Annotated in this window: 24 protein-coding genes and 3 tRNA genes; 17 read left to right on the top strand and 10 right to left on the bottom strand. The window is 42.0% G+C overall.

Annotation, left to right across the window (positions count from 1 at the left end; translation table 11 throughout):
• The first annotated feature begins 115 nt into the window (after positions 1 to 115).
• Positions 116 to 1,021 (top strand): protease HtpX, encoded by a 906-nt coding sequence (gene htpX / locus LU276_RS03175; protein WP_284674216.1) that lies wholly within the window; start codon positions 116 to 118, stop codon positions 1,019 to 1,021.
• Positions 1,022 to 1,264: 243 nt separating this feature from the next.
• Here htpX and LU276_RS03170 read toward each other — a convergent pair whose 3' ends face one another.
• Entirely contained in the window at positions 1,265 to 1,990 is a 726-nt protein-coding gene (locus tag LU276_RS03170; protein WP_284674215.1) for an LrgB family protein, read from the bottom strand.
• The gene (locus LU276_RS03165) at positions 1,983 to 2,351 is read right to left on the bottom strand and encodes a CidA/LrgA family protein (protein WP_284674564.1); all 369 of its coding nucleotides are present in this window, start codon (positions 2,349 to 2,351) and stop codon (positions 1,983 to 1,985) included. The genes LU276_RS03170 and LU276_RS03165 overlap by 8 nt, the downstream gene beginning before the upstream one ends.
• 335 nt (positions 2,352 to 2,686) lie before the next feature.
• Here LU276_RS03165 and dut point away from each other — a divergent pair, with 335 nt between their 5' ends.
• Both dut and argB read left to right on the top strand, forming a co-directional pair.
• Positions 2,687 to 3,151 (top strand): dUTP diphosphatase, encoded by a 465-nt coding sequence (gene dut / locus LU276_RS03160; RefSeq protein ID WP_284674214.1) that lies wholly within the window; start codon positions 2,687 to 2,689, stop codon positions 3,149 to 3,151.
• Positions 3,152 to 3,258: 107 nt separating this feature from the next.
• On the top strand, positions 3,259 to 4,164 hold the full coding sequence (gene argB / locus LU276_RS03155; RefSeq protein WP_284674213.1) for an acetylglutamate kinase: 906 nt from the start codon (positions 3,259 to 3,261) through the stop codon (positions 4,162 to 4,164).
• A 223-nt stretch (positions 4,165 to 4,387) separates the two neighbouring features.
• Here the strand turns inward: argB and LU276_RS03150 are convergent, their stop codons facing one another.
• The gene (locus tag LU276_RS03150) at positions 4,388 to 4,744 is read right to left on the bottom strand and encodes a Spx/MgsR family RNA polymerase-binding regulatory protein (protein WP_284674212.1); all 357 of its coding nucleotides are present in this window, start codon (positions 4,742 to 4,744) and stop codon (positions 4,388 to 4,390) included.
• Positions 4,745 to 4,848: 104 nt separating this feature from the next.
• On the opposite strand from LU276_RS03150, the gene leuS reads away from it, so the two are divergent.
• From leuS to LU276_RS03110, 8 genes are all read left to right on the top strand, one after another.
• Entirely contained in the window at positions 4,849 to 7,446 is a 2,598-nt protein-coding gene (gene leuS / locus LU276_RS03145) for a leucine--tRNA ligase (RefSeq protein ID WP_284674211.1), read from the top strand.
• Between the two features lie 41 nt (positions 7,447 to 7,487).
• A complete protein-coding gene (locus tag LU276_RS03140; protein WP_284674210.1) occupies positions 7,488 to 7,970 on the top strand; it encodes an LPS-assembly lipoprotein LptE in 483 nt (160 codons plus the stop codon).
• 9 nt (positions 7,971 to 7,979) lie between these two features.
• Positions 7,980 to 9,008, top strand: a complete 1,029-nt coding sequence (gene holA, locus LU276_RS03135) for a DNA polymerase III subunit delta (RefSeq protein ID WP_284674209.1) — start codon at positions 7,980 to 7,982, stop codon at positions 9,006 to 9,008.
• 322 nt (positions 9,009 to 9,330) lie between these two features.
• Entirely contained in the window at positions 9,331 to 10,632 is a 1,302-nt protein-coding gene (locus tag LU276_RS03130; protein WP_284674208.1) for an efflux RND transporter periplasmic adaptor subunit, read from the top strand.
• 59 nt (positions 10,633 to 10,691) lie between these two features.
• Positions 10,692 to 12,698, top strand: a complete 2,007-nt coding sequence (locus LU276_RS03125) for a MacB family efflux pump subunit (RefSeq protein ID WP_284674207.1) — start codon at positions 10,692 to 10,694, stop codon at positions 12,696 to 12,698.
• A 126-nt stretch (positions 12,699 to 12,824) separates the two neighbouring features.
• Positions 12,825 to 12,900: transfer RNA gene (locus tag LU276_RS03120), tRNA-Lys, on the top strand.
• Positions 12,901 to 12,971: 71 nt separating this feature from the next.
• Positions 12,972 to 13,047 (top strand) — tRNA-Lys (locus LU276_RS03115).
• Between the two features lie 36 nt (positions 13,048 to 13,083).
• Positions 13,084 to 13,159, top strand: a tRNA-Asn gene (locus LU276_RS03110).
• Between the two features lie 252 nt (positions 13,160 to 13,411).
• Here the strand turns inward: LU276_RS03110 and recJ are convergent.
• The 3 genes from recJ to LU276_RS03095 all read right to left on the bottom strand — a co-directional run bounded on the left by recJ (position 13,412) and on the right by LU276_RS03095 (position 18,164).
• The gene (recJ, locus tag LU276_RS03105) at positions 13,412 to 15,181 is read right to left on the bottom strand and encodes a single-stranded-DNA-specific exonuclease RecJ (protein ID WP_418001277.1); all 1,770 of its coding nucleotides are present in this window, start codon (positions 15,179 to 15,181) and stop codon (positions 13,412 to 13,414) included.
• A gap of 55 nt (positions 15,182 to 15,236) precedes the next feature.
• Complete coding sequence (gene ispH / locus LU276_RS03100; protein WP_284674206.1) at positions 15,237 to 16,172, bottom strand: 4-hydroxy-3-methylbut-2-enyl diphosphate reductase; 936 nt, start codon at positions 16,170 to 16,172, stop codon at positions 15,237 to 15,239.
• Between the two features lie 234 nt (positions 16,173 to 16,406).
• Positions 16,407 to 18,164 carry a glutamine--tRNA ligase/YqeY domain fusion protein gene (locus LU276_RS03095; RefSeq protein WP_284674205.1) on the bottom strand — a complete coding sequence of 586 codons (1,758 nt, stop codon included), beginning with the start codon at positions 18,162 to 18,164 and terminating at the stop codon, positions 16,407 to 16,409.
• Positions 18,165 to 18,395: 231 nt separating this feature from the next.
• On the opposite strand from LU276_RS03095, the gene LU276_RS03090 reads away from it, so the two are divergent.
• Both LU276_RS03090 and LU276_RS03085 read left to right on the top strand, forming a co-directional pair.
• Positions 18,396 to 18,905, top strand: coding sequence for a peptidylprolyl isomerase (locus LU276_RS03090; RefSeq protein WP_373627474.1), 510 nt, complete (start codon positions 18,396 to 18,398; stop codon positions 18,903 to 18,905).
• A 102-nt stretch (positions 18,906 to 19,007) separates the two neighbouring features.
• Positions 19,008 to 19,802 carry a UDP-2,3-diacylglucosamine diphosphatase gene (locus LU276_RS03085; RefSeq protein WP_284674204.1) on the top strand — a complete coding sequence of 265 codons (795 nt, stop codon included), beginning with the start codon at positions 19,008 to 19,010 and terminating at the stop codon, positions 19,800 to 19,802.
• Here the strand turns inward: LU276_RS03085 and LU276_RS03080 are convergent.
• The 4 genes from LU276_RS03080 to LU276_RS03065 all read right to left on the bottom strand — a co-directional run bounded on the left by LU276_RS03080 (position 19,786) and on the right by LU276_RS03065 (position 22,875).
• Positions 19,786 to 20,508 (bottom strand): rhomboid family intramembrane serine protease, encoded by a 723-nt coding sequence (locus LU276_RS03080; RefSeq protein ID WP_284674203.1) that lies wholly within the window; start codon positions 20,506 to 20,508, stop codon positions 19,786 to 19,788. The genes LU276_RS03085 and LU276_RS03080 overlap by 17 nt on opposite strands.
• Before the next feature lie 60 nt (positions 20,509 to 20,568).
• Positions 20,569 to 21,402, bottom strand: a complete 834-nt coding sequence (locus LU276_RS03075) for an ion transporter (protein ID WP_284674202.1) — start codon at positions 21,400 to 21,402, stop codon at positions 20,569 to 20,571.
• A gap of 97 nt (positions 21,403 to 21,499) precedes the next feature.
• Positions 21,500 to 22,045 (bottom strand): NADPH-dependent FMN reductase, encoded by a 546-nt coding sequence (locus LU276_RS03070; protein ID WP_284674201.1) that lies wholly within the window; start codon positions 22,043 to 22,045, stop codon positions 21,500 to 21,502.
• A 140-nt stretch (positions 22,046 to 22,185) separates the two neighbouring features.
• A complete protein-coding gene (locus LU276_RS03065) occupies positions 22,186 to 22,875 on the bottom strand; it encodes a pirin family protein (protein WP_284674200.1) in 690 nt (229 codons plus the stop codon).
• A gap of 101 nt (positions 22,876 to 22,976) precedes the next feature.
• Between LU276_RS03065 and LU276_RS03060 the strand changes: the two genes are divergently transcribed.
• The 4 genes from LU276_RS03060 to LU276_RS03045 all read left to right on the top strand — a co-directional run bounded on the left by LU276_RS03060 (position 22,977) and on the right by LU276_RS03045 (position 26,850).
• Positions 22,977 to 23,891, top strand: a complete 915-nt coding sequence (locus LU276_RS03060) for a LysR family transcriptional regulator (protein ID WP_284674199.1) — start codon at positions 22,977 to 22,979, stop codon at positions 23,889 to 23,891.
• 42 nt (positions 23,892 to 23,933) lie between these two features.
• Complete coding sequence (locus LU276_RS03055) at positions 23,934 to 24,683, top strand: YebC/PmpR family DNA-binding transcriptional regulator (protein WP_284674198.1); 750 nt, start codon at positions 23,934 to 23,936, stop codon at positions 24,681 to 24,683.
• Between the two features lie 383 nt (positions 24,684 to 25,066).
• Positions 25,067 to 25,681, top strand: coding sequence for an IS607 family transposase (locus tag LU276_RS03050; RefSeq protein WP_284673746.1), 615 nt, complete (start codon positions 25,067 to 25,069; stop codon positions 25,679 to 25,681).
• On the top strand, positions 25,678 to 26,850 hold the full coding sequence (locus tag LU276_RS03045) for an RNA-guided endonuclease InsQ/TnpB family protein (protein ID WP_284673747.1): 1,173 nt from the start codon (positions 25,678 to 25,680) through the stop codon (positions 26,848 to 26,850). Before LU276_RS03050 ends, LU276_RS03045 begins: the two co-directional genes overlap by 4 nt.
• Positions 26,851 to 26,912: the final 62 nt, after the last annotated feature.

The raw sequence follows: 26,912 nt of genomic DNA, 5'->3' as shown, positions 1-26,912 counted from the left end.
ATTTTTAGTTTTATCCTTATAATAACATTAATCAGATTTTTTCATGTTTATCTGATTTTTTATTCAGTAATTTTATCATCCAATTTTAAATTCTTTTAAAAAGGAAAAATTAGCTATGATGCGAATTGGTTTGTTTTTATTAACCAACATAGCGGTTCTAATCGTATTTAGCATTGTTTTTGGTGTTTTATCTAGCGTCTTTGGCTTGGGCAGTGTGCATGGCTCAAATGGATTAAACTATGTCAGCCTCGCTGTTATGTGTCTTGTATATGGCATGGTAGGTTCTATCATCTCGTTATTTTTGTCAAAGTGGATGGCAAAAAAATCCACAGGCACGCTCGTTATCAAAAGCCCAAAAAATGGTACAGAACAATGGCTTGTTGATACCATTGCCAAGCAAGCAAAGGCCGTTGGTATCGGCATGCCTGAAGTTGGTATTTTTGATAACCCACAGCCAAACGCTTTTGCGACAGGTTGGAACAAAAATAACGCCCTAGTTGCTGTCTCAACGGGACTATTACACACCATGACAGCAGAAGAAGTTGAAGCGGTACTTGCTCATGAAATCGGTCATGTGGCAAATGGCGATATGGTAACACTGGCACTTATTCAAGGTGTCGTCAATGCCTTTGTGATGTTCTTTGCCCGCATTATCGGTAATTTTGTCGATCGGGCGATATTTAAGAACGAAAGTGATTCTCCTGGCATCGCTTACTTTGTTACCAGTATTGTCATGGATATTTTGTTGGGTATCTTGGCAAGTGCGATTGTTATGTGGTTCTCTCGCCTGCGTGAATATCGTGCCGATGAAATGGGGGCTCGCCTAGCAGGTCGTGATAATATGATCGCCGCACTAAATGCTCTTCGCCCTGCTCAATCCCACCCAGACCAAATGCCAGAGAGCATGAAAGCCTTTGCCATTTCAAGCGGTCAATCACAAGGCTTTAGCATTGCCAGCTTGTTCCGCAGCCACCCAACGCTTGATGATCGCATTGCTTCTTTACAAAAGTTGCCACATTGATCGGCAGTATTCATCAAAACCAACCAAAACACCGTCATTGGCGGTGTTTTTGTCTTGTATTATGCAATGCCACTAAAAATCCTGCCATCAATCAAATACACCCATTGCTCATAAACGACTTATTTTAGGTCGTCTATTATTAGGTATTAAAAAAGCCAATCTAAAACCTTTGATACCACCGACAAAAAATCTCTTAGGTTCACCCAAAGTGTTTTTAATATTAGGTTGCTATCCTTTTGTTATCTATAATCCAATCAGCCACGGTACAATCACAGGGGCGATAAAAGCTGTCAATACCCCATTTAAAATCAGCCCTACTGTTGCATATACCATATGATGAGAACTCATCTGCATGGCTCGCACCGTCCCTAAAGCGTGCGACGCCGTCCCTAATGATAACCCTTGAGCCATTGCCCGTCTGATGCGTGCTTGATGTAGCACATACACCCCCATGATCTGCCCTACCACACCTGCAATTAACACCATTGCCGCACTGATACCCACCACCCCATCTAACACTTTAGTAACTTCAATAGCAATCGGCATGGTAACAGACTTAGCGGCAATGGCAATGACACTATCCTCACTACCACCTAAAAGCTGTACAAGGCACACACCCGTTATGATACCGACCACAGAACCGATGAACTGAGAAACAATAATAGGCAGCCATTGGGCTCGGATTTTTTGCCACTGTATGTATAAAGGCACCGCCATACACACCACCACAGGCTGTAGCCAAAAACTAAGATAACCACTGGCTCGCTCAAAACTCTCCCAAGAAATACCAAACAGCTTTAAAAATGCGATGACTACCACAGTCGTGATGAGCGTGGGGTTAATGAGTGGTTGCTTTAAGGTTTGTCTTAACCAAACACTCAGCTCAAACGCACCAACCATTATAAAAATCAACAAAAACGGGCTGTTTTTTAGCTCAAAAAACAGCATCAATACCGACCTTTCAGCCATTTTTCACCCCTTTTGTTGATTTTTGTAGATGCCTTAGCCATTCATAGCTTTTGCCTGTAACCACCAGCACAGCTAAAGTACTGATAACCGTCGCTACTATCAATATCCACGCATCATCAGCGATGACATCAAGGTATTGCATGATAGAAATACACGCAGGAATGACCAACAGCACCAAATGATCAAGCATCACTTTGGCAAGTTTTTCCACCGTCTTTAGCTTAACCAATCCAATCTGTAATGAAATAAATAATAGTAGCAGCCCAATTACACTGGCAGGTAAGGGCAAATCAAATCCCATGACAATCACCTGACCAAGGAATAAACACGCAAAGATAACCAAGAACGCTTTTAGTAGCATCACATTTTCTCAAAATCAAAACACACCTATTGTATCGCAAAGGCATCAATTCACCAAACTTTATGGGATTTTTTACAATTTTTTAGTGTTTTTTACTTGATTTCATTGTCAATCACTCGTATCATCAGCTCATCTTTTTATTTTGGGGTAAATCAGTATATAAATACCTCATAATAACAGCAAACCTAATGGCACTGAACGCCACATTAACCACATAATAGGCAGGTTATTAGCATATTGTCAGATTGCTTTATGTACTTGCTTTTTATGTTTCACCCAATCCATTTGGTCAATTATTTTTCAAACTCATTTTAACAGATAGCAAAAGACAGCTCATGAACACAGTCCAAGTCAAACTCCTAAATCCCAAAATCGGTACAGACCCAAACTTTCCACTACCTACTCGTGCTACAGACGGTTCGGCCGGCATTGATTTGCGTGCCTGCATTGATGAGCCTGTTATCATCCGTGCAGGCGAGACCAAACTCATCGGCACAGGCATGGCGATTTATATCAAAGATCCAAATTATGCAGGGATTATCCTGCCTCGCTCAGGACTTGGGCATAAGCATGGTATTGTACTTGGTAACTTGGTGGGTCTGATTGATGCTGACTATCAAGGCGAACTTATGGTATCAGTATGGAATAGAAGTGATGCTGATTTTATCCTAAATCCTGCCGAACGCATGGCTCAGTATATGGTCGTGCCTGTCGTTCGTCCTTCTTTTGAAATTGTAGATCAGTTTAGTGATGATAGTGAGCGTGGCACAGGGGGGTTTGGTAGCTCTGGGATTAAATGATTGATGATGACATTGACTTGGTTACCCAGTAGTAATTTTTATTTATCCCAATTCAATCAAGCAAAGCGGATACCAATCCATTTACCAATACTTTCAAAGGAATAGCCATGCAACACAAATCCCTAACCTTAGACGAAGCCAAACACACCAGTGAGGTCATCACCACCGCCCTACCCTATATTCAGCGTTACAAAGATAAATTGATTGTCATCAAATACGGCGGTAATGCCATGACCGACCCTGTGCTAGAAAGCTCATTTGCCCGTGATATTGTCCTGCTAAAAACCGTAGGCATTCATCCTGTGGTAGTACACGGCGGAGGTCCACAGGTGGATAATCTCATGAATGAACTTGGTCGTGAATCTGACCGCATAGACGGCATGCGAGTCACCGACAAACAGACGATGGATGTGGTAGAGATGGTACTAGGTGGCAGTGTGAACAAATCCATTGTCAACCTAATCAATAAGCATGGCGGACAAGCAATTGGCTTGACTGGCAAAGATGCCAATCTCATCAAAGCAACCAAACTTGCCATGACCGATAAAGATGGCAATGCCATTGATTTGGGCTTTGTGGGCGAAGTGGCTCATGTCAATACAGAAGTAATCAATATGCTAATCCATAGCGATTTTATTCCTATCATTGCCCCACTTGGCGTAGATGAAAAAGGCGAGACCTACAACATCAATGCCGACCTTGTCGCAAGCAAAGTGGCAGAGTTTTTAAATGCTGAACGCTTATTGCTACTGACCAACATTAAAGGCGTGCTTGATAAAGAGGGCAGTGTATTGACCAGTTTGTCGCCCACCGATGTTGATAATCTCATCGCTGACGGCACGATTAGTGGTGGCATGATACCTAAAATCGCAGGAGCTTTAGATGCTGTTAAAGCAGGGCTTAGAAGTGCCACCATCGTAGATGGGCGAGTTCCGCACGCCTGCTTACTAGAAATCTTTACCGATGAAGGTGTAGGCACACAGATTTTAAGAGAATCAGACTTTATCAATTAATTTAACAAAGTCATTTGTGTGAAGGTGGCTAATGACCAAAAACTCCAATAAATGATGAATTAGGCAAACTTCACCTTCACACAGATTCACACAGACGACAACATTGCTATTGATGGTTAATGCCAAAATACCACCAAAGTCAAAAACTCACAAAATCTTGTTATGACTAGTGTCTTTATACATTTTGCCATTATGCTTATTTTAATCAGCATAATGGCCAATCTCACTCTCCGCCAAGCACTTTGCCCCATTCATGCTCATCAAAACCAATCAAAGCCACATCATCACCCATGATAATTGGGCGTTTTAACACACTTTGATGATTCTTAACCATCTCATACATGGCAGAGACATCACCACTCATGAGTGTATTTTTGATGGTGTCATCAAACTTACGATAAGTTGTGCCTTGTTTATTGATGGTCTTTTCACCAAAAGTCGCCACGAATTTTTTAAACTGCTCTAGGCTAAGTACCGACTTTTTATAATCAAAAAATTCATACGCTATGCCATTTTGATTTAAAAAATCAAATGCTTTTTTCATGGTGTTGCAATTTTTGATGCCATAAATGGTCAGCATGACTTCCCCTTAAGATATAAAAATATTGGCAAATTATATCAAAATTACGCTATAATAACCTGTTAATTTTCCAACATTTTACCCAATAATTATCTGAGATAGCCATGAGCCTAAACGATTACGATTTTAAATCCATTGAACAGACACAACAAGCCAAATGGCAAGCCGATAACCGCTACCACACGGATAACTGTGATAACGGCAAACCCACTCGTTACATGCTCTCAATGTTCCCTTACCCTAGTGGCAAGCTACACATGGGGCATGTACGCAACTACGCCATCACCGATGTGCTAAGTCGCTATTATCGTCAAAAGGGCTACGATGTCATGCAACCGATGGGCTGGGATGCTTTTGGTTTACCTGCCGAAAATGCCGCCATTGACAATAAAGTCGCTCCCTATAAATGGACAATGGCAAATATTGAGCATATGCGTGGTCAATTAAAGTCGCTAGGTCTATCAATTGACTGGTCTCGTGAGTTTGCCACTTGCACCCCTGAATACTACAAATGGGAGCAATGGCTGTTTTTACAACTTTATAAAAAAGGCTTGGTTTATAAAAAACTTTCCACCGTAAACTGGGACCCTGTGGATAATACCGTACTTGCCAACGAGCAGGTCATCGATGGTCGTGGTTGGCGTTCAGGTGCACTTGTTGAAAAGCATGATATCCCAATGTATTATTTTAAAATCACAGATTATGCAGACGAGTTGCTTGACGATTTAAAACTGCTAGAAAACAAATGGCCAAAACAAGTACTTACCATGCAACATAACTGGATTGGCAAAAGCCATGGCATGGAGCTTGATTTTGTTTATGAATTAGACGGACAAGTAGACAAACTCACTGTCTTTACCACTCGCCCTGATACCATAATGGGGGTAAGCTATCTTGCAGTGTCTGCCGAGCACCCCCTTGCCACCTATGCTAGCCAAGACAACCTCGCTTTACAAGCCTTTATCAGCGAATGCAAACAAGGCTCTGTGGCAGAGGCAGAACTTGCCAAGACTGAAAAAGTCGGCATGGATACAGGCTTAACTGCCACGCATCCTGTAACAGGTGATCCTGTGGTTATTTGGGTTGCCAACTATGTCCTGATGAGTTATGGTTCAGGGGCGGTAATGGGTGTGCCCGCTCATGATGAGCGAGATTTTGAATTTGCCAAAAAGTATGACCTACCCATCAAACAAGTCATTACTTTCAAAGATAAAGAGTACAGCACAGACGCATGGCAAGAGTGGTATTCTGACAAAGACGGTGTGTGCATAAACTCTGGCGTGCTTGATGGCATGGACAAAGACACCGCCACCACCAAAATCCTAGAATTAGTGGGAGAGAAAGCCAAGATTACCACTCAATACCGCCTGCGTGATTGGGGCGTGAGTCGTCAGCGTTATTGGGGTTGCCCTATTCCAATGATCAACTGCCAGTATTGCGGAACAGTGCCTGTGCCAGAGAGCGATTTGCCTGTCGTACTGCCAACTGATGTCGTACCTGATGGTCGAGGCAACCCCTTAAAATCCATGCCAGAATTCGTCAACTGCACCTGCCCTAAATGCGGTCAATCTGCCGAGCGTGAGACCGACACCTTTGATACTTTTGTGGAAAGTAGTTGGTACGCTCAGCGTTTCACCACTCCCCATGATGACACCCAAATGGTCGGTCGAGAAGGTGCAGACAAGTGGCTAGCTGTCAACCAATATGTAGGCGGTATTGAACACGCCATCTTACATCTGTTGTATGCTCGCTTTTTCCATAAAGTCATGCGTGATGAAAGATTGGTTAAAGGGGCAGAACCTTTTGAGAACCTACTGGCACAAGGCATGGTACTAGCAGGGACTTTCTACCGTGAAAATAATGATGGTTCAAAAACTTATTACTTCCCCCACGAGATAGAAGTGCGTGGCAATGAAGCAGTACTGATAGCAGATGGCAAGCCTGTCATCATCGGCAAAATAGAAAAAATGTCCAAATCCAAAAACAATGGTGTGGACCCACAGACCATCATGAATGAGTACGGAGCGGACACAGTACGACTTTATACCATGTTTACCGCTCCTGCCGACCAAACGCTAGAGTGGTCGGACTCTGCCCTAAAAGGTCCTTACAATTTTGTCAAGAAAGTATGGCGACTTAGCGATGAGCATCTAACTGCCATCAAAGGCGTGGATAAGTCAGCCCTTGTCATTGATACTACCAATTTATCAAAACCTGCCAAAGACCTACGCCGTAAGACGCACGAGACCATCTCTAAGATTGATACAGCTTTAGGTGAACATTTGACTCTCAACACACCTGTATCATCATTGATGGAACTTGCTAATGACATTGGAGCATTTGCAGTAAAAGATGATGGTGATTTGGCAACTCGCCACGAATCACTCATCGCCCTACTAACCATACTGTCTTTATACGCACCTCATGTGGGAGAGCATCTATTAGAAGCGTTTGGTTTTGATAGTCGCACACTTACCTTCCCAGCACTTGACACATCAGCATTAGTAAGTGACACCATGACAATGGTCATTCAAGTCAATGGTAAAGTGCGTGGCAAGATGGAAGTTGCTACTGGTTTAGACAATGACAGCTTGATTGAACTTGCCAAATCAGCTGAAGGTGTGGATAAATTCATAACAGGCGACATCAAAAAAGCCATCGTAGTACCAAACAAACTGGTCAGCTTTGTTGTTGCAGGATAACACAAACCACACTGTAGGTCATATTTGCTTAGGAAAACTTTATGAAAAAAACCCTAGCACCCGTCCTAGTTATGGCAATAGCAACAAGCCTTAGTGCTTGTGGCTTTGCCCTGCGTGGCACCCAAAATAGCGTATCAGCCAGCCCCTTATATGCCACCACAAGTATCATACTGGCGGACAATCAAGAAGCGTTAGCACTCAAGCAACCCTTATCAAAACAGCTACAGCTACTTGGCATCACAAACCAAGCTGATGCCACCAACACTATTAAGGTGGACAACTTGCGTTTTCGCCGTTATGAACTGGTAGGTACATTGACAGAGGTTCGCTTGGTATTGATGGCGGATGTCAGTTATACAATTAACAATCAGACACACAAACACCCAATCCAAGTAGAACAAAGCTATCAATATAACGAAGCTAGTATCATCACGCTAGATCAGCAAGGCGAAAAAACCAAGCAATGGCTGTATGAACATCTGGCACAGCGTATCGCCGAACAGTATTACGCCAAATCAAAATAAGATAGGCTCATGCAGCAGCGTTTTTTACCACTATTTAAGCAGTTATTAACTGCACAAAATGCACCACCCATTACAGGTTTTTGGTTGGTGCATTCTGATGAGCCACTCATGATTTCTTGGCTGATTGATGCCTGTCGTCCCATCTGGCGTGCCAATGAACAAACCATCAAACGCATTGAGCTTAGTAGCTCTAGGTCATGGAGCGAGGTGGTTACTGAACTTGATAGCTTAAGTCTATTTGGTGATACCAGTGCAATCATTATTAGTGGCAATCATAAACCTAAAGCCGACAAAGAAGGTCTTGCCAACATTATGGCAACACTTGAGCGTATTGCCCAAAGCACCCCCCATCATCTGATTTGGTACTTACCCAAACAAGATAAAAAGTCTCTAGCCACCAAAGCGGTTAAGCTATTTGACACGCATGGTCTTATTATTGATGCCAATATTTATAACGAGCAGATGCGTCATGATGTTTTGCAGGTACAAGCTAAGCAGTTAGGGATCACCCTAACACCCGATGCGTGGCAACTTTTATTATCACACACCGAAAACAATCTACTGACCGCTCATCAGAACCTGTGGCGACTGTCTTTATTATACCCAAATAACGCACAACCTATTGACCTTGCCATGCTAAATACCTGCTTGGTTGATGGGGCTGAATTTAGCGTATTTGATTTGTCCGAACAACTACTCATGGCAAATGCTACCAAAGCCTTGAATATCTTACAGCACCTACAAGATGTTGGCACTGCCCCGAGCATCATATTATGGGCATTAAATAAAGACGCAAGGCTTATTTTACAGTTACAATCAGGCAAATCAGCAGGTGATCTGGGTATTTGGCAAAGCAAAATTCAATCATACACCCAAACCGCCCACCGCACACATGGCATGAGTGGTAATTGGCTTAGATGGATTTATGAGATTGACTGTGCCATTAAAGGTATTTATGATGCCGATGTTTGGTTAATGATGAGGCAACTGTGTCTATCAATGTGCGGTTTATCATCACAACAAAGCCGTATACACTAAGTTAAGGCAAACTAACTAAAACCCCCAACCACTCACAGTTAATCAATCTAGCAACAATCATCATTTTAAATATCCACTCTTATGCCAGTAACCGCCAAATTAAGTAGCTCAATCAAAACTTATACACTTTAAGCATTGCCCATAAATTTTATCAAAAAAGACTTATCGCTCTTTTGTTATTCAAGCCAAGCATTTTATCAACCTTAAAACCGATGATCATGTTATAATCAAATCATCATTTTATATTCAAATCATCTTTGCATCGTTTTATCAGTAGCATAAGATTGATTTTAGTTAAATACTATAATTGGAAAGCCGAGTCATGACTATAATATTCACCAAGCAACACAAATTACCACCCATGATAAAATGGCTAATCGTCATTCTGGTTATTTTATTATCATCAGCCTTAGCTTATCATTTCTTTAAGACCAAAGATGCTCCGCCTAATTATCTAACAGCCGAAGCAACGATGGGCGATATCGAAAGCGTGGTTATGTCATCAGCCAAAGTTAAACCCATCAAAAGCATTGATGTTGGGGCTCAGGTATCGGGCAGAATAGTCAAGCTATATGTTGAAATTGGTGATGAGGTTAAAAAAGGCGATATCATCGCTCAAATCAACCAAGTAGGACAAAAAAACACCGTGTTAAACGCACAGGCAAACCTACAACAAGCTAACGCATCACTCGCCCAAGCCCAAAGCAACCTACAATCCGCCCAAGGCAGTATCATTAGTAATACCGCCATCCTAAATGCACGCCTAAGCGAACTTAATAAAGCTAAAAAGGCACTAGAACGCTTGTCTGGCTTGGTAGAAATCAATGCAGTCAGTCATCAAGACTACGACGATGCCAAAGCTGCTGTTGAGGTTGCACAGGAGAATGTCAATGCTGCTCGTGCTAACATTCAAAATGCCAAAAATGATGTCAATGCTGCTCGTGCCAACATTCAAAGTCAAAAAGCCGCCATTAACAAAGCCCAAAACGATCTATCCACCGCCCAAGAGGACCTTAGTTATACCACCATCACCGCACCGATGGATGGCACAGTAGTTTCTATTACCCAAAAAGAAGGGACAACGGTTAATGCCATGCAGTCCGCCCCTACGATTGTTACATTAGCCGACTTAAGTCGTGTACGCATCAACGCCCAAATATCAGAAGCTGATGTCATCAATGTCAAGACAGGTCTCCCTGCTCGTTTTAATATCATCGGTAAGCCTGACGAACAGTTTGATGCGGTATTAACTGGGATTAACCCTGCCCCTGAGAACATTAGCACCAGTAGTAGCACCGATTCGGCTGTATACTATATTGGCTATCTTGATGTGGACAATACCGAGAGAAAATTTCGCATTGACATGACCACGCAAGTCAATATCATTATCGATTCAGTCAAAAATGTTCTAACAATTCCTTCTGCCGCCATACAAAGCGTGGGCAATAAACACACCGTACAAGTGGTGAATGCAGACGGTCATGCCAAGATTGTAGAGGTAGAAGTTGGTCTAAATAACCGCATTAACGCTGAAATAAAATCAGGTCTACAAGCAGGTGATAAAGTCGTCATTGGAGAATCAGGTAAAGGCGGTCAAAATAAAAACTCAACAGACCGCCGATGATGCGATAAGCAAAAGACATCAAAACCACCAACCAAACAACACAATATACATGGCACTATATGACAACACACCCAAAAAAACCGCTCATTGAAGTGAAAAATCTCATTCGTGATTTTCAGGCAGGCGATGATCATGTGCGTATTTTGCATGGCATTAATTTAACGCTTTATCAAGGTGAGATGGTTGCCATCATTGGTCAGTCAGGCTCTGGCAAGTCCACACTGATGAATATTTTAGGCTGTCTGGATAAAGCCACAAGTGGAAGCTATACCATCTTTGGCAAATCGGTTGATAACATGGATGGCGAAGAGCTTGCTAAGTTGCGTCGTGAGCATTTTGGTTTTATTTTTCAGCGTTATCATCTGCTTGGCGACATCAATGCTTTAGATAATGTTACCGTTCCTGCAGTCTATGCAGGCACAAGCACCGCCAAAAGACGCAAGCGTGCCGCCGAGCTACTTGCCCAGTTAGGGTTAGCCAATAAAATCAATAATCGACCCAATCAGCTCTCAGGCGGACAACAGCAACGAGTTTCTATTGCCCGAGCCTTAATGAATGGGGGTGATATCATTTTGGCGGATGAACCGACAGGAGCGTTAGATAGTGGCTCAGGCAAGGAAGTCATGAATATCTTGCACCGTCTAAAAGATGATGGGCATACCATTATTATGGTAACGCATGACCCAAGTTTGGCTAGCCAAGCTGAGCGTGTGATTGAATTAAAAGATGGTCATGTCATCGCTGATTATTACACAGACAATGCCAAGCAACAAGATAATAGCCATCAGATACAAAACACCCATCAAAACACCGCCATCAGCAAGCAGTCCTTTGGCTCAAACAATGCCCTACTGGGCGTGCTAGACCGCCTAAAAGAAGCCTTTAAAATGTCCATCTATGCCATGAAAGCTCACAAAATGCGGACGCTACTCACCATGCTAGGAATCATCATTGGCATTGCTTCTGTTGTGTCAATTGTGGGGTTAGGTCAAGGCTCGCAAGCCAAAATTTTAAATGACATTAACGCACTAGGAACCAATACCATCACCGTTATTGATGGGTATCCTTATGGCGACCCACGCCGTCGCTATGGCTACGATAATCTAACTGTTGATGATGCCAATGCCGTCGCCGCACAACCTTATGCTCAGTCTGTCAGCCCACAGGTGGATACCAGCGTTTCTATCCGTTATAAGAATACCGAAGCCACAGGCAATATCAACGGCATTGGTCAGGATTATTTGGCGGTAACAGGCGAAAAACTTGAGATGGGGCAAGGCTTTAATGATGCTAGCATATCCGCTCTTGCTCAAGACATCATCATTGATCAAAATGCTTATAAAACTTTTTTTAACGGACAAGGCAATCCCATCGGTCAAATGCTGATGGTGGGTAATATGCCAGGGCAAATCGTTGGCGTACTTTCTGCCAAAAATTCATCATTTGGACACAATACCAACACCCCAAACATCTATATGCCCTACACAACCGTCATGCACCGCATGCTAGGCACAAGCCATATCAATTTGTTCGTGGTACTCGTAGATACCGACACACCCTCTGACATCGCAGAGAATGCCATCTTTGACCTCATCAAATCTAGGCATGGTACAGATGATTTTGATATCATGAATACCGACAGCATCAAAGAGACTGTCCAATCCGCCACAAGCACCATGACATTACTCATCTCATCAATTGCCATCATATCACTCATTGTTGGCGGTATTGGCGTCATGAATATCATGCTTGTTTCTGTTACCGAACGCACAAGCGAAATTGGTGTACGCATGGCGGTCGGAGCAAGACAGTCTGACATCATGCAGCAGTTTTTGATAGAAGCGGTGTTGGTTTGCGTATTGGGTGGTATTTTAGGCATTTTACTTGCCTTTGGCATCGGAGCAGTCATTAACAGTCTTGGCAGTGATAATATTGGGGTGATTTATTCGCCAACTTCCATCATCGTAGCTTTTGTCTGCTCAACTTTAATCGGCATTATATTTGGATTTTTACCTGCCAGAAATGCCGCACGCCTAAACCCTGTGGAAGCTCTATCACATAACTAATCCCAAAATAATGGTTTTTTAGATAACTTATAAAAAACCATTATTTTAATTATTTTTAAATAATAATTGAAAAAACACTTGCAAAGTTAAAAATATGGTGTATAATACGCACCACATTAGCGATAAGGGTCGTTAGCTCAGTTGGTAGAGCAGTTGACTTTTAATCAATTGGTCGCAGGTTCGAATCCTGCACGACCCACCATTATCCTAATAATTCAAGTAAAAAAATACTTGCAAAGTTGAAATTATCTAGTATAATACTCAACACAAATTGGGTCGTTAGCTCAGTTGGTAGAGCAGTTGACTTTTAATCAATTGGTCGCAGGTTCGAATCCTGCACGACCCACCATTCTTTAAATAGACCGATAATTTAAAGAATTAATATTCCCCAATAGCTCAGTCGGTAGAGCATCGGACTGTTAATCCGTGTGTCCCTGGTTCGAGCCCAGGTTGGGGAGCCATATTAAAAAAGCCCTTTCATAAGAAAGGGCTTTTGTTTTTTTGATTTTATCTATCACCACTCACAAAAAAACAGCAATATCAATAAGAGTCGCAACAGTCATTTAGCTTATTAACTTTAAACCTTGATGACTATACTTTAGCCCAAGCAACCTTTAATCCATCAACCCTACAACACATCTATCAAGCAAGCATCATCAAAAAATCACAACCCAAACAAGCCAAAAACCCCTTGCCAAAGACAAGGGGTGTTATCACATACGGTGCGGTGCAACCATCGGTGCAATCTGATTAACCGCTAAATCCTTGATGAGTAATTGCAAACTTTGATTACCCTGCCATTCATTGATATCTAGGGCGAACAAAATATGCACACGACTGGCACGATAATCCCATTTATCCGCATCAAAATTAAACCAAATTGCATCAATGGGGTACTGAACTTCTGGCAAGCGGAGTGTTAGCTTTAGATGCTTGTCTTTCATGACACGAAAATTCAGCACTTCAAACACCCCATCAAAACTTGGTGGTGCAAAGCCATTGCCCCACACGCTAGCATTTTTGAGCCGATGAGCAAAATTTAAGCTAAAATCCTGAGGAGCAAGCTCACCATCAGTGAAATACTCTTCGTTAAATACTGATTCATCAAAACCGTCTAACACCGCCAAAAAAGCCGTTTTAAAGGTGTTAAAATGGCGTTTTTTAATGGTTAGACCTGCTGCCATCGCATGACCACCAAAATGAGCAATTAATTCAGGATGTGTGATTGCCACCGACTCAATGGCATCACGGATATGCACGCCTGCTATAGAGCGTGCCGACCCCTTGATCCAATCTTCATCACCAACTTTATTCGCATCAGCAGGAGCAAATACAATCGTTGGACGATATAGTCGCTCCTTAATTCGCCCTGCCACGATACCAATCACCCCTTGATGCCAATTATCTTGATGTAGGACAATGCCTCGTGGTAGGGTCGGTTCGTCAGATGAATTTAGGTGCAGGTCTTGAATAATCTGCGATGCCTCATCACGCATTTGCGTCTCAATGGCACGACGAGAGTGGTTGAGTTTATTTAATTCAAGTGCCAGCGTATATGCCGTACTCCAATCGTCAGCAAGCAGACATTCCACCCCTGTTTGCATATTATCCATACGCCCTGCAGCGTTAATGCGTGGTGCGATGGCAAAACCCAAGTCATTACTACTGATTTTCTCATGGTATCGCCCAGATTGCTCAAGAATGGCAAGCACCCCATGACAGGCACGCCCATCACGAATGGCATTAACCCCATGCGTTACCAAGATTCTATTATTTTGGTCAAGCGTACCAACATCAGCTACTGTGCCTAACGCTACCAAATCCAAATATTTGGCAACACTCGTGGTTTTTTTTCCAGTCTCTCTACGAATGCGAGCCACTCGCCCCATCACATAAAATGCCACTCCAACACCCACCAAAGACTTGCTACCAAAATTACAACCTTGCTGATTTGGATTGACCACCGCAGCAGCCTCTGGCGATGCTTTGGTAGTAAGGTGGTGGTCGGTGATGATGACTTGCACACCCAGCTCTTTGGCACGCTCAACACCCTCATGGCTTGAAATGCCATTATCCACCGTAATAATAACCTCTGGGTCAAATTGTGCTACGCCATACTCAACAATCTCTGGTGTCAAACCATAGCCAAACTTAAATCTATCAGGCACCAAAAAATTCACATCAGCACCCATCTCTTTTAAACAACGAACCATCAAGGCGGTCGAAGTCGCTCCATCACAGTCAAAATCGCCAACGATTAAGATTCTTTTGTCGTCAATGGCGTGATCAATCAAGGCTGCCGCCTTATCCAGTCCTGCTAGCTCACTTGCAGGCAATAGACTGCCCACCGAAGTATCAAGCAGTAACACATCATCAACACCTCGTGCCAAAAAGACACGAGCCAGCGTTAATGAACCAAACTGTTGCACCAGCTCCTCAGGCACTTCACCCATGTGGCGTGGCGATAAATTAAGTTTTGTCATTTTGTTCTTCTTTTTATTGAGTTTCTTTGATTGTGCTTTACTTATGCTATATTCATCAAGTACGCAAAGACTTAGGCAGACTAAAAGTAACATTCTCTTCAATGCCACATATCTCTTGGGGATCTTCTGCCCCCCATGACTGCAAAGTCGCCAATACTTCTTGAATCAATATCTCTGGAGCTGATGCACCTGCAGTAACACCCACACACGCCACGCCATCAAACCACGCCTTATCCATCTGACCGGCATTGTCAATCAAATAAGCACATGCCCCCAAACGCTCAGCAAGCTCTCTTAAGCGATTAGAGTTTGATGAATTTGGACTGCCAACAACCAACACAACATCACATTGTTCTGCCAAAGATTTGACCGCATCTTGACGATTTTGGGTGGCGTAGCAAATATCATCTTTTCTGGGTGCGTTGATTTTAGGAAATTTATGTTTTAATGCATCAATGACCACTGCCGTATCGTCCATTGATAAAGTTGTTTGTGTTACAAAGGCAAGTTCTTTATCCTCATCAAAATTCAAGCCGGCGACATCATCAGCATCTTCCACCAGATGAATGCGACCGCCAAAACTGGTATCAAAACGCCCCATCGTTCCCTCTACTTCAGGGTGTCCTGCATGACCAATTAAAATAGCATCCATGCCTTCTTGGGCAAATTTACCCACCTCAATATGTACTTTTGTTACCAGTGGGCAGGTGGCATCAAAGACTGTCAAGTCTCGGCGAGTCGCTTCATCTTCTACCGCCCTTGAGACGCCATGTGCCGAAAAAATCACAATCGCCCCATCAGGGACTTCATCAAGCTCTTCAACAAATATCGCTCCACGATTGGCAAGGTCTTCCACCACAAATTTATTATGCACCACTTCATGACGCACATAAATCGGCGGATTAAAACGACGCAATGCCTCATTCACAATGGCAATCGCCCTATCCACACCCGCACAAAATCCTCGTGGATTAGCCAATAGAATCTTCATATCATCTTCTCTATTTTATCTTCATTTTAGCTGACTACTTTACCACATTTACGCCATTTACGCATTAACTGGCTAGAATTTTTATTTCATTTATCCTATGGCTGTTTTATTTGGTTAGTTAAGCAAACGGTCAAATAAAAACACCCCAAAGGTTAGAATCTGAGTGTCTAACTTTTGGGGCGTGGTTCAATCACTGACGGTTTTTTGATTAGTAATTATTCATTCAAATATTGATTAAAAACCATCTTTTAGACTAACAATTTGATTATACACAGGCAAATCTTTGGTAGATTCCACAGTGTCTGCTACAAAGTAGCTTTCACGCTCAAACTGGAACCGCTCACCGCCCACAACATTCGCTAAAGACGGCTCAACAACCGCTTGATAAGTAGTGAGCGAGTTAGGATTTAGGTGTTGTTTAATCCATAGTGTATCGGCATCGGTATCAGCATCTAGCATGTCTTTTTCATGCAAAGTAACCTCTGGATGAATTTCATCATCTTCTAATAGCAGATGATTATACATACGGACAATCGCATCAACACCATGTGTGGCAGATACCCAATGAATCACCCCTTTAACCTTACGACCTTCTGGATTATTGCCCAAAGTCTTAGCATCGATGGTTGCAATCAGCTCAACCACCTCACCTTTTTCATCAGTGATGTATTCTTCCACTTTTAGAATGTAGCTATTACGCAGACGAATTTCAGGGTTTTCTGGCGACAGTCGCTTATAGCCTGCTGGCGGACTGACCTCAAAGTCGGTTCTGTCAATATAGATTTCTTTGGTGAACGGGATTTTACGCTCGCCCATATCCACATTTGGGTGCTTTGGCTGAGTTAGCCATAATACGCCATTATCCAAGCAAGCTTTAACCGTATCTTTTTTAAGATGCTCAAAATCTGCCACCGCCTCGTCAAAATTCTTAATCGTAACTTTTAATGGGCGAAGTACCGCCATGCCCCGAGCGGTTGTATTCTCTAGGGCATTACGAATGCTAGATTCAAGCTGGCGAAAATCCACCACGCCATCGGTTTTAGAAATACCTACTCGCTCACAAAAGTCTCTTAACCCTTCAGCTGGATAGCCACGGCGTCTCATGCCTGCCACTGTTGGCATTCTTGGATCATCCCATCCTGATACCACACCCATATCCACCAAGCGTTTTAGCTTACGCTTAGAAGTTAGCGTATGATCAATATTAAGACGACTAAACTCATACTGGTGTGGCGGTTTAACAAAGCCCACCTTTTCTACTACCCAATCATAAAAAGGTCTATGATCTTCAAACTCTAATGTACATAGCGAATGTGTAATATTCTCAATGGCGTCCGATAATGGGTGAGCGTAGTCGTACATTGGATAAATACACCATTTGTCACCTGTTTGGTGATGATGGGCGTGCATGACACGATAGATGACAGGGTCTCTCATGTTCATGTTGGCATGATTCATGTCAATCTTGGCACGAAGTACCGCCTGACCTTCTTTGTATTTGCCGTTTTTCATGTCGTCAAAACGAGCAAGATTCTCTTCAATCGTAGCGTTACGCTGTGGCGACTCAACAGATGGCTTGCCAAAACCGCCACGATGTTCACGAATCTCATCAGGTGTCTGAAAATCAACATAAGCATCACCTTGCTTGATGAGCTGTACCGCCCATTCATACAACCGATCAAAATAATGGGACGCATAGCGAACATCGCCCGCCCATTCAAAACCAAGCCATTTGACATCTTCTTTGATACTATCTACATAGTCTTGCTTTTCAGCGGTAGGGTTAGTATCATCAAAACGCAAATTACACACACCACCAAACTCACCTGCCACACCAAAATTTAGGCAGATGGACTTAACATGACCAATGTGTAAATAGCCATTTGGTTCTGGTGGAAAACGAGTGATGATGCCATCATGTTTCCCAACAGCTAGGTCATCACGGATGATTTGGCGAATAAAGTCGTTTTTTTCAGATAGCATCTCAGTCATAACAGTTTCCAATTGGTGATTTTTTTAAAGCATCAAACAAAAAGCATCAAATAATTAAACAAGTCGTGTCAATCTCACTATTCTAGCATATTTTTATTAAATAAAGAATTATCAAGCAGTCAACAATTTTTTTCCATGCAATTACTCTGATTTTTATTGAGCATTTCCCATTGTGCCAAAACTTTGCTATAATATCGTCAATTTCACTGTTAATTTTAAATAGGAATACCTATGGATATGCCGATTGTACAGCTTGACACCACCCATGGTGCGATTGTAATTGAACTTAATGCCGAAAAAGCCCCTGTTACCGTTGCCAACTTCCTTGACTATGTTGAAAGCGGTCATTATGATGGCACGATTTTCCATCGTGTGATTGATGGCTTCATGATTCAAGGCGGTGGTATGGATAGCGACATGAACGAGAAGCGTACTGGCACACCAATTAAGAATGAAGCGGACAACGGTCTAAAAAATGACATTGGCACAATCGCCATGGCTCGCACCAACGACCCACATTCAGCAACCGCCCAATTTTTTATTAATGTTAAAAATAACGACTTTTTAAATTATAGCAGCCCAACACCACAAGGTTGGGGTTATGCCGTATTCGGCAAAGTAACCGATGGTATGGATGTGGTCAATCAAATCAAAGGTGTACCAACCGGTCGCTATGGCTATCACAGTGATGTGCCACGCGAGCCAATCGTGATTAACTCTGCTAAAGTAATTTCAAAATAATTTTAGCATACTTTAAGGTGATTTTATTGATACAGTCCACCAAATCCATCTTAAAGACTAGGGCGAAAATAATTCGCCCTTCTTTTTTCCACCCCATCAGATATGCAAAACTTTAATCATCTCATCACCACTCGTCCGCATGATATCAGCACGGTTTTTGTCAGCGACCTACACCTATCAGCAGACACACCTGCTTTAAATCAGGCGTTTTTGGCACTCCTAAAAGATTTGTCTTTTTTGCCAAATTTAACGCATTTGTATATTTTGGGTGATTGGCTTGATGGTTGGATTGGCGATGATGACTACCTAAGTCTAAACGATAATGAAAAAAAACAGCATTTTTTAACACCCATTTTATCAGCCCTGCAACACTTATCAACAACAGCCAAGATTCATGTCATGCATGGCAATCGTGATTTTGCCATTCGTCAGACACTCTGCGATGAATTTGAAGGCAGGTTGATTAAGGAGCCCTATTTTTTACAGTCTGGTCAGCTTTACAGATTAGAGCATGGCGATCGCCTTTGCACTGATGATAAAGCATATCAATGCTACCGTAAGATTGTCCAAACCCCCCTTATTGCTTGGCTGATTTTAAAACAACCACTTGCCAAAAGAAGACAAATTGCCAACAAAATCAAAGCCAAGTCCACTCATGACAAATCCGGCAAGTCCAAGCACATCATGGATGTCAATTCTCAAGCTGTACAACAAACCTTGATGACCTGCGATGTACTCATACATGGACATACGCACCACCCCGCCATTCATGAGATGACCAACAAAAAAAGAGTAGTTTTGGGTGATTGGCGACATCAAGACGGTGGCGTGCAAGCGGTGATTGGGGTGATGGTGGGCAATCAAGTGGATTTATGGACATTTAAATGGCGTGCATAACCGCCATGATCTCATTATGAAGATACCACCATATCAAACCATAGACAAGTAACAGCACCATAGATAACAACCAAAAACACACGCCAGACAGTCGCCATCGACTCACCGCCCAAATCAATAGGGCGAACAATGCCCCAATACACGCACCACCCAAATGAGCTGCCTGATCAATCCCATCAATAGTCAAGCCCATCACAAAGTTTAACCCCATGATGATTGCCAGACTTTTGGTGTTTAGTACAAACATGGTGGGTGTCTTTGTGATTGCCAATACCAACAAAAACATACCAAAACCCATGATGCCGCCCGATGCTCCTGCCGATACACCAAAGCGTCCATCTGCTAAGACTTCCTGCCAAGTGATGTAAAGGTTTAATAGATTACCACCCACTGCCGATAATAAGAACAACGCCAAAAACTGTAGCCTGCCAACTATCTGCTCAACCACCATGCCAAAATAATACATGGCAAAACCATTAAACAACAGATGAATCAATCCGATGTGCAAAAAGGCACTAAAAACCAATCGCCACGGCTCATAAGTTAAACTCAAGGGCAAAAAATTGGCACCAAAAGCGATTAGATCTTTTGAACTTGGGTTATCAAGACTTACGCCTTGTAGAAGCTGATAGCACGCCACCGCCACAAAAGAGACGATTAGGACTAATGTGATGGGTGCTTTTTTGGATAAAGTTTGGATATTCATCAAGCATAAGCCCTAAGATAAGCCATCAAATCAAAATACATGGCAAAAAACAAAGATGGATTAGATGTGCAAATCATGCCCACAGCGGTCGCAAAATTTAGCATTAGAAGCATGACCAAATTTACCACATTTTGGGCAACTGATAGGATGTAACTGCGGTCGCATCGTGCGGGTTAGCTCGGCAGTAAAAATACCTGTCGGCACAGCAATGATGGCATAACCGGTTATCATCACCATGCTTGCAATCGCTTGACCAATGGGTGTTTTTGGTGAAATGTCGCCATAGCCGACCGTTGTCAAGGTAACGACCGCCCAATAAATAGACAAAGGAATACTGGTAAAGCCATTTTCTGGACCCTCAACCACATACAACACCGAACCAAAAATGGTAACCAAAAGCAATAAAGAAATGAAAAAAACAATGATTTTGTGCTGAGAAGTCTTAAATGCCGCCGCCAAAAACCCCGCCTGTTGCATATAAGAACGCAATTTGAATATACGAAAAATACGCAAGATGCGTAAAATTCGCACCACCAAAAGATACTGCGTTCCCACAAAAAATAGACTTAAATAAGTTGGCAATAGTGCCAATAAATCCACCACACCAAAAAAACTAAAGGCATAACGGCGGCGGTCAGGGGCGGAATATAGCCGTAAAATATATTCTATGGTAAATAATACCGTAAAAAACCATTCTGCATAGAGAAATAGCCGTCCATACTGCAACCTAAAAATCAGTACACTATCAAGCATAACCACCGCCACACTTAGCACAATGCCAAGTAGCAAAATGACATCAAAGAATTTACCTGCACGAGTGTCCGTGCCTTCAATGACGACATGAATGTGCTCTTTTAGGGGTAGTGTCTTACGATAGGAATGAATGGGACGCATTAATACTCTTGATTTTTCAAATTGATGTATTTTAGCCCAAATTCTCATAAAAAACCACCAGCCAATGAGTTTGACTGGTGGTTTTTAAAAAATAAAATCAGAAGCTCTCTACAAAGTCTGCATAGGCAGTCATAAAACCCTGTAAAGTGGCTTTAGCAGGCTCACTAACCAGCTCGCCATGACCATCAAACGCTCCTGCAAAAATCCCACCAATGCTCGCCCCAAACGGCAGAGTTGGCATATTGATATAAGGTGCAGACGCAATAACACGCAACGCATCAATCGCTTTTGTACTACCACTGGCATTGACCGTCATTAACCCAAGCGGTTTGCCAATCCATAGGCTTCCTTCTGGGTTACGAGACACCACATCAATAGCATTTTTAAGCATCGCAGAATAACCACCATTATGCTCAGGCGACACCCAAATCACTGCATCTGATGCCTTGACTGCTTGACGCACACGAGTATAAGCAGGAATATCCATACCATCAAAATCACGGTCATATAAAGGCAAATCACCAATCTCAACGATGTTTAATACCAACGAACTTGGAGCGATTTTTTGCAAATACTTTACCGCCAAATGATTAAAAGAACTTTTGCTTGCAGAACCGACAAGCACGGCAACTTGTTTTGTCATAACCTTTCTCTTTAAAAACTAACATATTGATAAATTCATCATTGGTTGCACCATCTGTGTATCACCAACGACAAAAAGTAATTTCTTAGCACTTGGTCTAAAATAATAGATGAATATTAAGCGATTAAAATTAACAATCATCAGCGCAAATCAAACAACAAAAACTCACAATCCTCATTAATTATAACATCAAGCACACTCTCTTCACCAACTGCCATGCCATCGCCTTGATAGACAGTATTGCCATTGACAGAAAAACTCCCCTTGACCACTTGTAGCCAGTAGTGGCGATTGGTATCCAAAGTGATGGTATCAGTACTGTTTTTAGCATATTGATATCGCCATAATTTCATGTCTTGATAGACTTGAAATGACTCATGCTCAGCTGTTAGCGATAAAATCAGCACGCCCCCTTGCTTATCGGCAAAGCGTCTTTGATCATATCTTGGGGTAACGCCAAGCACATTAGGCTGTATCCAAATCTGCAGTAGATGCAAGGTTGTATCATCACTTGGATTAAACTCCGAATGCGTAAAGCCTGTGCCTGCCGACATAATCTGAAACTCGCCTGCCTGAAAATCTTTGACATTCCCCATGCTGTCTTGATGGGCAATAGCACCTTCTAATACATAGGTCAAAATCTCCATATCCTTGTGCGGATGTGTGCCAAAGCCCATGGTTGGAGCAATGCGGTCTTCATTGATGACCCTAAGGTCAGAAAAACCCATAAAAGCAGGGTCATGGTAATTTGCAAAGGAGAAACTATGGTGAGTATCTAGCCAGCCGTAATTAGCATGACCACGCTCAGAAGATTTTCTAATATAGAGCATATTTTTTTCTCATATGTTATGAAGTATGAGATATTATAGAGCTTTCTTATTATCCAATAAATAGCTATAATAGATAAAATTTATCCATATATGGTATAATAATGCAGAATCCTCAACAATTAGCCAATTTGGTTTTGTTCGTGGCAGTGGTTAAAAACAAAAGTTTTAGCAAAACTGCCCAAACTCTAAATATCCCCCAGTCCACCCTATCCAGAAAAATCAATGAACTTGAAAATCATCTGGGGCTAAAACTCATTCACCGCACCACACGAAAATTAGAACTCACTGAAGCAGGACTATTTTATTTTGAACGCACAACAGCCATCGTAGATGAAATTAATCGCACCCATCAGGCGATGAATGGCCTAAAAATAGAACCCAAAGGGGTATTAAAATTATCTGTGAATAACGAAATTGCAGATTGGTTCATGACCATTTTGCCTAAATTTTATCAAAAATATCCTAAAATCCAACTCCACATTGATGTCTCCGCCCAAAAAACTGACCTTTTGGCAGGCGGTGTGGATATGGCAATACGGGCAGGCATACCAAAAGAAAATCACTACATTGTCCACCCTTTAAGCCAATCTAGCTTGCGGTTATTTGCATCAAAAGCCTACTTAGACAAGTTTGGTACACCCAAAACACCTGATGAACTGGCTCATCATCACGGTTTGGCATTTTTGGGGGTTTTGGATTGGGAGCTATCTTGTGATACGCAGGTGCTAACCACCCACCCCAAAATGCTCTATCATTCCAACAGCTTTCGCCTACTAAGTGGACTGGCCAAACAAGGACTTGGGATAGCATTACTACCCAATATTGCAGCTGACGCAGAGCTTATACCAGTATTGCCTGATTGGCAGGGCAAACCTGTGCCAATTATCATTTTGACCGCCACTCGTCTTCTGCCAATTAAGGTGCGATACATGATTGATTTTTTGAAAGAAAATGTTGGGCAATTAGAAGCACTAGGACACAATGACCATAGAAAAAATCCCACAACTGTTGTATAATGTCGCCATTTTCATTTCAATTTTTATTTTTAAAGGTGTAATATGGCAGGTCATAGTAAATGGGCGAACATCAAGCATCGCAAAGCCAAGCAAGATGCCGCAAAAGGCAAAATCTTTACCAAAATTATCCGTGAAATCGTCTCTGCAAGTAAAGGTGGCGATCCAGACCCAGCCAACAACCCCCGTCTTCGTGCTGTTTTAGAAAAAGCCAATGCTGCCAACATGACCAAAGATGTCATCAAGCGTGCCATTGAGCGAGGTCAAGGTGGTGGCGAGGGAGACAATGTTCAAGAGATTACCTACGAAGGCTATGGCGTAGGCGGTGTGGCAGTCATTGTAGAGACGATGACCGATAATGTCAATCGTACTGTTGGCGAGGTACGCCACGCATTTTCTAAACATGGTGGCAATCTTGGTACATCAGGTTCAGTGGCATATTTGTTTTCTAAGCGTGGTGAGATTGTATTTGATGATGTTACACTTGAAGACAAAGTCATGGAAATCGCCCTAGAAGCTGGGGCAAGTGATATTGAAAATGACGGCGAGAGCCTTTTGGTCATCACAGAACCAAACGACTTTGGTGCGGTGGTGGATGCTTTAGCAGAAGCAGGTCTAAAAGCGGATAGTGCTGAAGTTACCATGTCGCCAAGCACAACTGCTGATATTGATAACATTGACGATGCTCAAAAGGTACTAAAAATGATTGATATGCTAGAAGACTTGGACGATGTCCAAGAAGTCTATACCAATGTCAATTTTAGCGATGAAGTGATGGCACAGTTAGATGCTTAAAACTTCATAACTTAACACATAAAATAAGATTGGTTTTTGCCAATCTTATTTTTTACCCTATGTACATAGAAATATCACCATCACACCCACAAAACAACACACCAGTTTGCAATCTTAGGCGTAACAGTTCATCATTGGCTTATACTGATGGCGTGATGGCTAATGATTTTATGATTATTTCGCCCGCCAAAACTTATTAAAATAAAAACTTTTATCAACTGATGATTGGCAAATGTTTTAAACTCGCCTACAATAAGCTTATAATGACAGCAACATTGGCTTGATTGGCAACCATATGGTTGATGTGCAGATTCATGACACAGCTGATTAAGGGCCTTGAACTATTCCTTGAAATCTAACTAAATCTATCTTATAATATCCAAATGAATAGATTAATTAGTATCAACGAAGCTTCCAAACAACTTGGCGTGTCCATCTCAACATTACGCAGATGGGACGAAAGTGGTGTGCTTGTTGCCGAAAGAACACCTAAAGGACACAGACGGTACGATATTAGTACAATCAACCCAAACCTACTGCATGGCATAGGCAACAAAGACCGAAAAACCATTGCCTATGCACGAGTATCAAGCCACGACCAAAAGGACGATTTAGAGCGTCAAATCCAAGTTTTAGAACTCTACTGTGCCAAACAAGGCTGGACTTATGAGGTCATCAATGATTTAGGTTCTGGCATGAGCTACCATAAAAAAGGACTTAAACAACTGCTTGACGGTATATTAAACAATGAAATCGGCAGATTGGTTTTAACCCATCAAGACCGCCTATTACGCTTTGGTGCAGAACTTGTCTTTGCTATCTGTGAAGCAAGAAATGTTGAAGTTATCATCATCAATCAAGGCGAAAACCTATCCTTTGAAGAAGAGCTTGCTCAAGATGTGCTAGAAATCATTACGGTATTTTCAGCAAGACTATATGGCTCACGAAGTAAAAAGAATAAAAAACTGCTTGAAGCCGTTAAGGTAGCATTGGAATGACGATTATTCGTGGACACATCATCCGACTTGACCCAACCAATAAACAAGCCACACATTTTAGCAAGGCGTGCGGTATCGCACGTCTAGCCTATAATTGGGCGTTGGCAGAATGGAAAAAGCAATATGAACAAGACAAAAACTACCGTGATGACTGTCAAGCAAACGGCATAACCATTGACGAAAACCGACTTAACAAACCATCACAAGGTAAACTAAGAAAACAACTTAACGCCATAAAACATGAAAAATACCCATTCATGCTAGAAGTAACCAAGTGCAGTCCACAACTTGCTATTATGCAACTAGGCGATGCCTTTAAACGCTTTTTTAAAGGCGAAAGCAAATATCCCCAATTTCGCAAAAAAGGTGTAAATGACCGTTTTAGCCTATCCAACGACCAATTTAAACTCAAAACCATCAATAACAAACCATACATTCAAATCCCAAATTTAGGTTTGGTAAGAATGCGTGAAAACTTACGCCATCAAGGGAAAATTTTATCCGCCAAAGTCTTTAAACAAGGCGAAAAATGGTTTGTCTCAGTTGCCGTTGAACTTGGTGAAATGAACAAACCATTAAACAAAACAGGCGAACAAGTTGGCATAGACTTAGGCATAAGTGATTTAGCCGTATTATCAGACGGCACAAAAGCACAAGCTCCCAAGCCATTAAAAACCAAACTCAAACAATTAAAACGACTAAGCAAACAGCTCAGCCGAAAACAAAAAGGCTCTAAAAATCGTGAAAAAGCGAAAACCAAGCTATCACGATTGCATGACAAAATCAGTTGTATCAGAAAAGACTTTACTCATAAGCTCACAACACAACTTGTCAAAAGTTATGGCGTGATTTGCATTGAAAACCTTAACGTTAAAGGTATGGTTAAAAACCGTCACTTAAGCCGAGCCATTAGCGATTTAGGGTTTTATGAGTTTAAGCGACAGCTGATTTATAAAGCCAACCAATGGGGTAAGACCATCAAAGAATTGGACAGGTTTTATCCAAGCTCTAAAACTTGTTCAAATTGCGGTTTTATGATGACAAAAGAAAACTTGACACTTGCGGTTAGACATTGGATTTGTCCTAGTTGCCATACCAATCATGACCGTGATATTAATGCAAGTATCAATATTTTAAATCAGGCAGATAAGGTTTTAACTTTATCTTAATATTAATCGTTGGTGGGTAAGTTCTATCCCCAACTAAAAACGCCTATGGAGTTGATGTCAGT

Origin of the sequence: Moraxella haemolytica (assembly GCF_030177935.1) — a bacterium.
GTDB classification, from domain to species: domain Bacteria; phylum Pseudomonadota; class Gammaproteobacteria; order Pseudomonadales; family Moraxellaceae; genus Moraxella; species Moraxella haemolytica.
This window is presented reverse-complemented; position numbering and strand designations above follow the sequence as displayed.

What these genes read in the sequence shown, in the direction of transcription:
- htpX (WP_284674216.1), top strand. Translation starts at nt 116, where the DNA reads ATGATGCGAATTGGTTTGTTTTTATTAACCAACATAGCGGTTCTAATC.
- LU276_RS03170 (WP_284674215.1), bottom strand. Translation starts at nt 1,990, where the DNA reads ATGGCTGAAAGGTCGGTATTGATGCTGTTTTTTGAGCTAAAAAACAGC.
- LU276_RS03165 (WP_284674564.1), bottom strand. Translation starts at nt 2,351, where the DNA reads ATGCTACTAAAAGCGTTCTTGGTTATCTTTGCGTGTTTATTCCTTGGT.
- dut (WP_284674214.1), top strand. Translation starts at nt 2,687, where the DNA reads ATGAACACAGTCCAAGTCAAACTCCTAAATCCCAAAATCGGTACAGAC.
- argB (WP_284674213.1), top strand. Translation starts at nt 3,259, where the DNA reads ATGCAACACAAATCCCTAACCTTAGACGAAGCCAAACACACCAGTGAG.
- LU276_RS03150 (WP_284674212.1), bottom strand. Translation starts at nt 4,744, where the DNA reads ATGCTGACCATTTATGGCATCAAAAATTGCAACACCATGAAAAAAGCA.
- leuS (WP_284674211.1), top strand. Translation starts at nt 4,849, where the DNA reads ATGAGCCTAAACGATTACGATTTTAAATCCATTGAACAGACACAACAA.
- LU276_RS03140 (WP_284674210.1), top strand. Translation starts at nt 7,488, where the DNA reads ATGAAAAAAACCCTAGCACCCGTCCTAGTTATGGCAATAGCAACAAGC.
- holA (WP_284674209.1), top strand. Translation starts at nt 7,980, where the DNA reads ATGCAGCAGCGTTTTTTACCACTATTTAAGCAGTTATTAACTGCACAA.
- LU276_RS03130 (WP_284674208.1), top strand. Translation starts at nt 9,331, where the DNA reads ATGACTATAATATTCACCAAGCAACACAAATTACCACCCATGATAAAA.
- LU276_RS03125 (WP_284674207.1), top strand. Translation starts at nt 10,692, where the DNA reads ATGACAACACACCCAAAAAAACCGCTCATTGAAGTGAAAAATCTCATT.
- recJ (WP_418001277.1), bottom strand. Translation starts at nt 15,181, where the DNA reads ATGACAAAACTTAATTTATCGCCACGCCACATGGGTGAAGTGCCTGAG.
- ispH (WP_284674206.1), bottom strand. Translation starts at nt 16,172, where the DNA reads ATGAAGATTCTATTGGCTAATCCACGAGGATTTTGTGCGGGTGTGGAT.
- LU276_RS03095 (WP_284674205.1), bottom strand. Translation starts at nt 18,164, where the DNA reads ATGACTGAGATGCTATCTGAAAAAAACGACTTTATTCGCCAAATCATC.
- LU276_RS03090 (WP_373627474.1), top strand. Translation starts at nt 18,396, where the DNA reads ATGGATATGCCGATTGTACAGCTTGACACCACCCATGGTGCGATTGTA.
- LU276_RS03085 (WP_284674204.1), top strand. Translation starts at nt 19,008, where the DNA reads ATGCAAAACTTTAATCATCTCATCACCACTCGTCCGCATGATATCAGC.
- LU276_RS03080 (WP_284674203.1), bottom strand. Translation starts at nt 20,508, where the DNA reads ATGAATATCCAAACTTTATCCAAAAAAGCACCCATCACATTAGTCCTA.
- LU276_RS03075 (WP_284674202.1), bottom strand. Translation starts at nt 21,402, where the DNA reads ATGCGTCCCATTCATTCCTATCGTAAGACACTACCCCTAAAAGAGCAC.
- LU276_RS03070 (WP_284674201.1), bottom strand. Translation starts at nt 22,045, where the DNA reads ATGACAAAACAAGTTGCCGTGCTTGTCGGTTCTGCAAGCAAAAGTTCT.
- LU276_RS03065 (WP_284674200.1), bottom strand. Translation starts at nt 22,875, where the DNA reads ATGCTCTATATTAGAAAATCTTCTGAGCGTGGTCATGCTAATTACGGC.
- LU276_RS03060 (WP_284674199.1), top strand. Translation starts at nt 22,977, where the DNA reads ATGCAGAATCCTCAACAATTAGCCAATTTGGTTTTGTTCGTGGCAGTG.
- LU276_RS03055 (WP_284674198.1), top strand. Translation starts at nt 23,934, where the DNA reads ATGGCAGGTCATAGTAAATGGGCGAACATCAAGCATCGCAAAGCCAAG.
- LU276_RS03050 (WP_284673746.1), top strand. Translation starts at nt 25,067, where the DNA reads ATGAATAGATTAATTAGTATCAACGAAGCTTCCAAACAACTTGGCGTG.
- LU276_RS03045 (WP_284673747.1), top strand. Translation starts at nt 25,678, where the DNA reads ATGACGATTATTCGTGGACACATCATCCGACTTGACCCAACCAATAAA.